Below are 9176 nucleotides of genomic sequence, written 5' to 3'. Positions count from 1 at the left end.
TTGAGGCGCACGGCCTCTTCGACGGCGATTTCGTCAAAGGGGTTCATGCTCATCTTCACGTTGGCGATGTCCACACCCGTGTTGTCCGACTTGACGCGGACCTTGACGTTGTAGTCCACCACGCGCTTGACGGGGACGAGGATTTTCATGGAGCTTCCTTCAAAAAGTGTTGGGACTCAGCGGACAAGGCCAGCCAGGCGCTCGTGGATGAGGGCATGGGCCTCGGCCATGGTCCGGTCGATCAATTGCTGCACCGTGGGCACGTCGTGGATCAGGCCGGCGACCATGCCGCAGGACCAGGCGCCCGCGTCCATCTCGCCGCTTTGCATGATGCGCGGGTAGACGCCGGCCACCTCGGGCAGGATGTCTCCGAAGCTGATGGCCGCGCCCAGTTCGCGCTCCTTGTTGAGCAGCCGCTCCACGGCGGCGTTGCTCAACACCCGCTCGGTGTTGCGCAGCGGGCGCATGACCAGGCGCGTGTCGAGTTCGCTGGCCGCGACGATGGCGCGCTTGACGTTCTCGTGCACCGGCGCCTCCTGGGTGGCAATGAAGCGCGTGCCCATGTTCATGCCCTCGGCGCCCAGGGCCAGCGCGGCAACGAGCGAGCGGCCGTCGGCCATGCCGCCCGATGCCACGAAGGGGATGCTCAGTTCCTCGGCCGCCCGCGGCAGCAGGATGAAGTTGGGCACATCGTCCTCGCCAGGGTGGCCGCCGCACTCGAAGCCGTCCACGCTGATCGCATCGCAGCCGATGGCCTGGGCCTTGAGCGCATGGCGCACCGAAGTGCACTTGTGGATGACCTTGATTCCGGCCTCCTTGAGCGCCGGCAGCCATTTCTGCGGGTTGTTGCCGGCGGTCTCGACCACTTTCACGCCGCCTTCGATGATGGCCTTCACATAGCCCGGGTAATCGGGCGGGTTGACCGAGGGCAGAAAGGTCAGGTTCACGCCGAAGGGCTTGTCCGTCATGGCGCGGCAGCGCGCAATCTCGCGCGCCAGCAGCTCGGGCGTGCGCTGCGTCAGCCCGGTGACCATGCCCAGCCCGCCTGCGTTGGAGACGGCCGAGGCCAACTCGGCCAGGCCCACATGGTGCATGCCACCCTGGATGATGGGGTGCTCGATGCCGAAGAGTTCGGTGATGCGTGTCTTCATGGTCGTCTCACTCCGGGGCAATGCCCTTGTCGCGGATCAGCTGGCCCCACTTGGCATAGTCCTGCTGCACATGCTGGCCCATCTGCGCCGGGTCCTGGAAGCGGGCGATGGCACCTGCGTTCAACAGCTTCTCCTGGATTTCCTTGTCGGCCAGGATCTGGCGCACCTCATTGGCGATGCGCTCCACCACCGCCTTGGGCGTGCCCGTAGGGGCCAGCAGGCCGCCCCAGGACACGGCGTCATAGCCCTTGAAACCCTGCTCGGCAATGGTCGGTACATCGGGCAACATGGACACGCGCTGCGGCGACCCGATGGCGATGGCGCGCAGCTTGCCGGCCTTGATGTGGGGCAGGGCTGCCACCAGGTCGGCATACATCACCGGCACCTGGCCGCCGATGGTGTCGGTGATGGCCGGCACGCCACCCTTGTAGGGCACGTGCTGCATGTCGAAACCGCCCATCTGCTTGAGCAGTTCCATGCTCAGGTGGCCGAAGCTGCCCGCGCCCGAGCTGGTGTAGTTGAGCGGGGCCTTCTGCGCCTTGGCATGGGCGATCAGCTTGCGCAGGTCGGTCACCTCGGGCAACTGGGTGGGGTTGACCACCACCACGATGGGCAGGTCGTACACCGTGGCCACGGGGGCGAAGTCCTTCACCGTGTCGTAGCCCGTCTTCTTGTACAGATGGGGCGCCAGCAGGGTGGGGGTGGCCAGCATCATCAGGGTGTAGCCATCGGGCTCGGCCTTGGCCACCTGCAGCGCGGCGATGGAGCCCGAAGCGCCGGGGCGGTTTTCCACCACCACGGCCTGCTTGAGGCGCTCGGCGAGCTTCTGGCCCACGATGCGCGAGGCCGTGTCGGTGGGCCCCCCGGCCGGAAAGGGCACGACCAGCTTGATCAGGCTGGCGGGCCAGGCGTCCTTGGCGGGCTGGGCCAGGCCGCTGCCCAGCAGGCTCGCGCCGCCCAGGGCGGCCAGGCCCTGCAGGGCGGTGCGGCGGTTGAAATGGGTGCTCATGGTCTTGTCTCGGTGTTGTGGATATCGGTAGGCACGGGTAGCGTCAGGCGGCTGGAAGGGTCAGCGCGCCGCTTTGCTGCAAGCGCTGCAGCTCGTCCTCGCCCAGGGCCAGCAGGCGCTGCAGCACCTCGCGCGTGCCTTCGCCCAGCGTGGGCGGCGCATTGCGCAGCGGCAGGCGCTGGCCGTCCAGGCGGTAGGGCGGAGCGAACACGGGCGTGGTGCCGGTCACGGGGTGGGGCATGTCCTGCACCAGGCCGCTCTGGCGCGTGCGCTGGCTGGTCAGGGCCTCGTGCAGGCCGGCGACCTTGCCGCAGGGGATGCCGGCAGCCGCCATGCGTTGGAGCAACAGGTCGCGCGGCAGCGAGCGGATCATGCCGTTGAGCAGCGGCACCAGGGCCGGGCGGTTCTTGGCCCGCTCCACATTGGTGGCGAAGCGCGGGTCTTCGACGATGTCGGGCCGCTCGATGACCGCGCGGCAGAACTTGTCGAACTGGGTGTTGTTGCCCACGGCGATGATCAGCGGGCCATCGGCGGCTTCGAACATGCCGTAGGGCACGATGGAGGGGTGGGCGTTGCCGTAGCGCGCCGGGTCACGACCCAGCTGCAGCGCATCGAGCCCGTAGTAGCCCGTGACCATGATGCCGCAGTCGTACAGCGCCATCTCGATCAGCCGGCCCTTGCCCGTGCGCTCGCGCCGGAACAGGGCGGCCAGCACGGCCTGGGCCGCATGCATGCCGGTCACCAGGTCCACCACGGCCACGCCGAACTTCAGGGGCGGCTGCTCGGCCTCGCCGTTGAGCGCCATCAGGCCGGCCTCGCCCTGGATCACCAGGTCGTAACCGGGCCGCTTGGCCTCGGGGCCGCTCGCGTCGTAGCCGGCCACGGCGCAGTAGACCAGGTCGGGCCGGATCGCCTTGAGCTGCTCATAACCCAGGCCCAGCTTCTCGGCGCCGCCGGTCTTGAAGTTGTGGATCACCACGTCGACCTGCGGCAGCAGGCTGTGGATGATCTTCAGGGCCTCAGGGCTTTGCAGGTCCAGCGTGATGGACCGCTTGTTGCGGTTCATGCTGTTGTAGTAGGTGGTCTCGGTCTTGCCGATGCGCATGCCCCAGTCGCGCGTGTCGTCGCCGCGGCCCGGGTGCTCGACCTTGATGACCTCCGCCCCGAAGTCGGCCAGCACCTGGCCGCACAGCGGCCCGGCGAAGACGCGCGACAGGTCCAGCACGCGCACGCCTTCAAGGGGCAGGTCCAGGCCCTGGATGAGTTCTTGGGTGGTTGCCATGTTCAGTCTCCTTGTGTGCCGGCGCCCAAAGCCATGTAGCGCGCCAGGTGGTGGTCTTCGTCGCCCAACTGGTGGTCGATCATCACCAGCCGCTTGGCATAGTGCGACAGCGGCAGCTCCCAGGTCATGCCGATACCCCCATGCATCTGAATGCTTTCCTCGGACACCAGGGCGCCGATGCGGCCGATGGTGAACTTGGCGGCCGACAGCGAGCGTTCGCGCGCCAGGCGCCCGCCATCCATGGCGGCCGCCGCGTTGATCACGGCCGAGCGTGCCTGCTCCACCTCCAGCAGCAGGTCGGCCATGCGGTGCTGCAGCGCCTGGAAGCTGCCGATGGGCACGCCGAACTGCTTGCGCGTCTGCAGGTATTCGAGCGTGTCTTTCTTGGCCACTTCCATGGCGCCCAGCGCCTCGGCGCACAGGGCCAGCACGCCCCAGCCCACGGCCAGCTCCAGCGTGGCCAGGCCCTGGCCCTCGGCGCCCAGCAGCGCATCGGGGCCCAACTCCACGTCGGTGAACGTGATGTCGGCAGCGCCCCCACCGTCGATGCGGCCACAGCCCCGGCGTTCCACACCGGGAGCGTCGGCCGGCACGAGGAACAGCGAAATGCCGTCCTCGCTGTCCACCGCGCCCGCCGTGCGGGCCGAGACCAGCAGCAGTTGTGCCGCGCCGCCCTGCACAACCACGGCCTTGGCGCCGCTCAGCACCCAGCCCTGGCCGCTGCGCACCGCCTGCGTGGCCACGCGCGCCAGTTCGTAGTGGCTGCCCGGCTCGTCATGGGCCAGCGCGGCCACGGTGCTGCCATCCATCAGGCTGGCGATGCGTTCCTTCTGCGCGGGCGTACCTGCCGCCCCCAGGGCGCGGCCCACCAGCAGTGCGCCCAGGAAGGGTTCCACCACCAAGCCCCGGCCCAGCGCCTCGAAGACCACGGCAATGTCGAAACCGGCGCCGCCGAAGCCGCCATCCGTTTCGGGGAACAGGGCGCCAATGGCGCCCAGCTCGGCGAACTGCCCCCACAGTGCGCTCGACATGCCGGTGCTGCCGTAGGCGATGGCGTTGCGGGTCTCCATGGGGCACTGCCCGGCCACGAAGCGGTCCAGGGTGTCCGCCAGCATGCGGCGGTCTTCGGTGTGTTCAAAGTTCATGGCAGCTGCCTCACAGGCCCAGGATCATCTTGGAGATGATGTTCTTCTGGATTTCGTTGGAGCCGCCGAAGATCGACAGCTTGCGGTAGTTGAAGTAGTTGGCCGCGGCCGTGGCCGCCTCGGCGGGCCCCGAGGTCGCCGCATACAGGTCCTGGTGCTGCGCCTCCTCGATGTAGGGCAGGGCAGCGGGGCCCATGGCACGGCGGATCAGCGACAGGATTTCCTGGCGGATCTCGGTGCCGCGGATCTTGAGCATGGAGCTCTCGGCCCCCGGCACGCCGCCGCCGGCCACGGCCGCGATCACGCGCAGGTTGGTGGTCTTCATGTTCTCGAGGTCGATCTCGACCTTGGCCATGCGCGTAGCGAACTGCGGGTCTTCGCTCAGCGGGCGGCCATTGCGCTGCACCCTGGCGGCAATGACCTTGAGCTTTTCAAGCGCGGCTACCGAAAAGCCCACGCCGGCGATGCCGGTGCGTTCGTAGGTCAAGAGGTACTTGGCGTAGGTCCAGCCCTTGTTCTCTTCGCCCACCAGGTTCTCGGCGGGCACGCGCACGTCGGTGAAGAACACCTCGTTGACCTCGCGGTCGCCATCGAGCGTGCGGATGGGCCGCACCTCAACACCCGGCGTGTCCATGTCCACCAGCAGGAAGCTGATGCCCGACTGGGCCTTGGCCTCGCGGTCCGTGCGCACCAGGCAGAAGATCATGTTGGCGTGCTGGCCCTGGGTGGTCCAGGTCTTCTGGCCGTTGACGATGTAGTGCGCGCCCTGTGCATCCACACCGTGCACGGCCGTGGTCTTGACCGAGGCCAGGTCCGAGCCCGAGCCCGGTTCGGAATAGCCCTGGCACCACCAGTCGGCACCGCTCAGGATGCGCGGCAGCCAGTACTGCTTCTGGGCCTCGCTGCCGTACTTGATGAGCACCGGGCCCAGCATGTTGACGCCGAAGGGCACGATGCGCGGCCCGCCCGCCACGGCGCACTCGTTGTCGAAGATGAACTTCTGCACCGCGCCCCAGCCCGGGCCGCCATACTGCGCAGGCCAGTGGTTGGCCAGCCAGCCGCGCGCGTTCAGGATGGCGTGCCACTCCTCCTGGTCGCCCTTGGTCAGGCGCTGGCCCGACTTGACCTTGTGCGCCAGCGCGGCGGGCAGGCGGTCTTTCAGAAAGGCCTGCACTTCCTCGCGGAAGGCCTGTTCTTCGGGGGTGAATTGCAGATCCATGTCGTGCCTCTCTCAGAAAATCTCGAACAGGCCGGCGGCGCCCATGCCCCCGGCGATGCACATGGTCACCACGCCCCACTTCGCCTTGCGGCGCCGGCCTTCGAGCAGGATGTGGCCGGCCAGACGCGCGCCCGTCATGCCGAAGGGGTGGCCGATGGAGATGGCGCCGCCGTTGACGTTGAGCCGCTCCATGGGGATGCCCAGGCGGCGCTGGCAGTACAGGGCCTGCGAGGCGAAGGCCTCGTTGAGCTCCCAGAGGTCGATATCCTCGACCGTGAGACCATGGCGCGCCAGCAGCTTGGGCACGGCGAACACCGGGCCGATGCCCATCTCATCGGGTTCGCAGCCGGCCACAGCCATGCCGCGGAAAGCGCCCAGCGGTTGCAGGCCCAGGCGCTCGGCCTCCTTGGCCTCCATCAGCACGCAGGCCGACGAGCCATCGGACAGCTGCGAGGCATTGCCGGCCGTGATGAACTGGCCTGGGCCCTTCACGGGCTCCAGCGCCAGCAGGCCTTCGAGCGTGGTGCCGGGGCGGTTGCAGGTGTCGCGCGTGGCGACCACGTCGCGGTAGGTGACTTCGCCGGTGTCCTTGTTCTTTTCGGCCATGCGCGTGGCGCAGGGGATGATTTCACCGTCGAACCGGCCCGCGGCCTGCGCGGCGGCGGTGCGCTGCTGGCTTTGCAGCGAGAAGGCGTCCTGGTCCTCGCGCGAGATGCCGTAGCGCCCGGCCACCACGTCGGCCGTGTCGATCATGGCCATGTACAGGGCGGGCTTGTGCTCCACCAGCCAGGGGTCCATGTCGGTGGGCAGGTTGTTGCCGGGGCGGATGCCGGAGATGGTTTCCACCCCGCCAGCAATCATGGCCGGCACGCCCTCGGCCACGATGCGGCCCGCCGCAATGGCGATGGACTGCAGGCCCGAGGCGCAAAAGCGCGTGACCGTGGTGCCCGCCACCGACAGGGGCAGCCCGGCGCGCAGCACGGTCTGGCGACCCAGGTTGCGGCCCTGGAAACCATCGGGGTTGCCGCAGCCCAGGATGAAGTCCTCGAACATCTCGGGGTCCACGCCCGAGCGCTCGACGGCCGCCGTGACGGAGAACGCGGCCAGCTGGGCGGCCGGCGTGGCATTGAATTCGCCGCGGTGCGACTTGGCCAGCGGGGTGCGGGCGGTGGAAACGATGACGGCTTCGCGCATGGTGGGTGTCTCCTGGTTCAGGCGGTTGTTTGGTTCAGGCTGTCGAAATTGCGGCCCTCGGCCACCAGTTGTTCCAGCAGGGGGGCGGGCTGCCAGAACAGCGGGTCGTCCTTGGCGAATTCGCGGATGTCGGCCAGCACCTGCGGCAGGCCCTGCATGTCGGCCCACTTCATGGGGCCGCCGTGGTGGCGCGGAAAGCCGTAGCCGGACAGGAATGTCACATCCACGTCCAGCGGCCGCAGGGCGATGCCCTCGGCCACCACCTTGGCGCCTTCGTTGACCATGGCGGCCATGTAGCGGCGCATGATCTCATCGGCGCTGAAAGCGCGCGGCACAACGCCCTTGCGCGCACGCTCGGCATCGACGATGGCCAGTACTTCGGGGTCCGGTTGGCCCACGCGCGCACCTTCGGGGTAGAGGTAGAAGCCCCGGCCGGTTTTCTGGCCGAACCAGCCGCGCTCGCAGATGCGGTCGGCGATCTCCACATAGCGCGCCTTGGGGTCGCGCGTGGCCGCGCGGCGCTTGCGCGTGGCCCAGCCGATGTCGCCGCCCGCCAGGTCGGTCACCTGGAAGGGGCCCATGGGGTAGCCGAAGCCGCGCACGGCAGCGTCGATCTCGTAGGGGCTGGCGCCGTCTTCCATGAGGTAGTCGGCCGCCTGCTTGTACACGGCCAGGATGCGGTTGCCGATGAACCCGTCGCACACGCCGGCACGCACCGGCACCTTCTTGAGCCGCTTGGCCAGCTCGAAGGCGGTGGCCACCACGTCGGCGCTGACCCGGGCCGGCACCACGATCTCCAGCAGCTTCATGATGTTGGCGGGGCTGAAGAAGTGCAGGCCGATCACGTCCTGTGGGCGCGCGGTGGCGGCTGCAATCGCGTCGATGTCCAGGTAGGAAGTGTTGGTGGCCAGCACGGCGCCGGGTTTGCAGACGCGGTCGAGCTCGCGGAACACGGTTTTCTTGACCTCGATGTCCTCGAAGACCGCCTCGATCACCAGGTCGGCGCCGGCAATGTCCTCATAGCGCGTGCTGCCGGTGTAGCGCGCCATGGTGGCGGCCTTGGCCTCGGGGGCCATGCGGCCCTTGGCCACCAGGGCGTCGTAGACCTTCTCCACATGGGCCCGACCGCGCGCGATGGAGGCTTCGTCGCGTTCGATCATGGTCACGGGCAGGCCCGCGTCCAGGGCCGACACGGTGATGCCCGCGCCCATGGTGCCGCCGCCGATCACGGCGATGGAGGTGAAGGGGCGGGGCGCAGCCGCCTGGGCTTCGGGCACCTTGACCACCTCGCGCTCGGCAAAGAAGGCGTGGATCAGGCCGGCGCGCTGCGGGCTGTCCAGGCAGGCCATGAACTGGGCGCGCTCGAACTGCATGCCCTGCTCGAAAGGCAGGTCCAGCGCGGCCTGCACGCAATCGATGATCTTCAGCGGCGAGAACAGGCCGCGCGCGGACTTGGCGGTCTCGGCCTTGAGGGTGTCGAGTTCGGCCTGGGCCGCGGCCTTGTCGGCCAGGCGGCCGGGCAGGGCGCTGGTGGGGCGTACCGGCGCCTGGCGCGCCAGCAGCTCGCGCACATAGGCCAGGCCGGCGGCCACGGGGTCGCTGCCCTCGGCCACCGCGTCCACCAGGCCCGCGGCCAGGGCCGCCTGGGCGCCGATGTGCTTGCCGCTGAGCATGAGTTCGGTGGCAGCCTTCACGCCCATGAGGCGCGGCGCGCGCTGCGTGCCGCCAGAGCCGGGCAGCAGGCCCAGCAGCACCTCGGGCAGGCCCAGTTGGGCGCCCGGCAGCGCCAGGCGGTAGTGGGCCGACAGGGCCACCTCCAGCCCACCGCCCAGGGCCGCGCCATGGATGGCGGCCACCACCGGCTTGCTGCAGGCTTCGATGGCCTGGCAGACCTGGGGCAGGGCCGGCGGCACAGGGGGCTTGCCGAATTCGCGGATGTCGGCCCCGGCAATGAAGGCCCGGCCCTCGCCCACGATGAGCACGGCGCGGACGCCGGCATCCGCCTCGGCCTGGGCTATCGCGGCCAGCAGCCCCTGGCGCACCGCGGCGCCCAGGGCGTTGACCGGCGGGTTGTCGATGTGGATGAGCTGCACGCCCTCCTGCTGGCTCAACCGAACGACGGATGCTGGGGCTGGATGGGTCACGCGCATGTCTCCTCTAAGGGCTTTTGAGAAAA

General features: G+C 68.9%; 7 protein-coding genes and 1 pseudogene. All 8 read right to left on the bottom strand.

All coding sequences use genetic code 11. From position 1 onward, the window contains the following. A pseudogene (locus AC3WOH_RS06450) lies at positions 1 to 149 on the bottom strand (electron transfer flavoprotein subunit beta/FixA family protein); the annotation flags it as partial. Between the two features lie 27 nt (positions 150 to 176). Further along, positions 177 to 1151 (bottom strand): NAD(P)H-dependent flavin oxidoreductase, encoded by a 975-nt coding sequence (locus tag AC3WOH_RS06445; protein ID WP_492228549.1) that lies wholly within the window; start codon positions 1149 to 1151, stop codon positions 177 to 179. 7 nt (positions 1152 to 1158) lie between these two features. Continuing rightward, positions 1159 to 2160, bottom strand: coding sequence for a Bug family tripartite tricarboxylate transporter substrate binding protein (locus AC3WOH_RS06440; RefSeq protein ID WP_492228548.1), 1002 nt, complete (start codon positions 2158 to 2160; stop codon positions 1159 to 1161). A gap of 43 nt (positions 2161 to 2203) precedes the next feature. Next, positions 2204 to 3442, bottom strand: coding sequence for a CaiB/BaiF CoA transferase family protein (locus AC3WOH_RS06435; RefSeq protein WP_492228547.1), 1239 nt, complete (start codon positions 3440 to 3442; stop codon positions 2204 to 2206). Between the two features lie 2 nt (positions 3443 to 3444). Beyond that, positions 3445 to 4587, bottom strand: coding sequence for an acyl-CoA dehydrogenase family protein (locus AC3WOH_RS06430; RefSeq protein ID WP_492228546.1), 1143 nt, complete (start codon positions 4585 to 4587; stop codon positions 3445 to 3447). Positions 4588 to 4597: 10 nt separating this feature from the next. After that, entirely contained in the window at positions 4598 to 5806 is a 1209-nt protein-coding gene (locus tag AC3WOH_RS06425; RefSeq protein WP_492228545.1) for an acyl-CoA dehydrogenase family protein, read from the bottom strand. A 12-nt stretch (positions 5807 to 5818) separates the two neighbouring features. Next, on the bottom strand, positions 5819 to 7000 hold the full coding sequence (locus AC3WOH_RS06420) for an acetyl-CoA C-acyltransferase (protein ID WP_492228544.1): 1182 nt from the start codon (positions 6998 to 7000) through the stop codon (positions 5819 to 5821). Positions 7001 to 7017: 17 nt separating this feature from the next. After that, positions 7018 to 9150 carry a 3-hydroxyacyl-CoA dehydrogenase NAD-binding domain-containing protein gene (locus AC3WOH_RS06415; RefSeq protein WP_492228543.1) on the bottom strand — a complete coding sequence of 711 codons (2133 nt, stop codon included), beginning with the start codon at positions 9148 to 9150 and terminating at the stop codon, positions 7018 to 7020. Between the last annotated feature and the right edge of the window lie 26 nt (positions 9151 to 9176).

The sequence above is a fragment of the Acidovorax sp. FW305-C-20-28 genome, assembly GCF_058783375.1.
The sequence above is the reverse complement of the archived record's forward strand: the minus strand, read 5'-3'. Positions and strand labels throughout refer to the sequence as shown.

What these genes read in the sequence shown, in the direction of transcription:
- AC3WOH_RS06445 (WP_492228549.1), bottom strand. Translation starts at nt 1,151, where the DNA reads ATGAAGACACGCATCACCGAACTCTTCGGCATCGAGCACCCCATCATC.
- AC3WOH_RS06440 (WP_492228548.1), bottom strand. Translation starts at nt 2,160, where the DNA reads ATGAGCACCCATTTCAACCGCCGCACCGCCCTGCAGGGCCTGGCCGCC.
- AC3WOH_RS06435 (WP_492228547.1), bottom strand. Translation starts at nt 3,442, where the DNA reads ATGGCAACCACCCAAGAACTCATCCAGGGCCTGGACCTGCCCCTTGAA.
- AC3WOH_RS06430 (WP_492228546.1), bottom strand. Translation starts at nt 4,587, where the DNA reads ATGAACTTTGAACACACCGAAGACCGCCGCATGCTGGCGGACACCCTG.
- AC3WOH_RS06425 (WP_492228545.1), bottom strand. Translation starts at nt 5,806, where the DNA reads ATGGATCTGCAATTCACCCCCGAAGAACAGGCCTTCCGCGAGGAAGTG.
- AC3WOH_RS06420 (WP_492228544.1), bottom strand. Translation starts at nt 7,000, where the DNA reads ATGCGCGAAGCCGTCATCGTTTCCACCGCCCGCACCCCGCTGGCCAAG.
- AC3WOH_RS06415 (WP_492228543.1), bottom strand. Translation starts at nt 9,150, where the DNA reads ATGCGCGTGACCCATCCAGCCCCAGCATCCGTCGTTCGGTTGAGCCAG.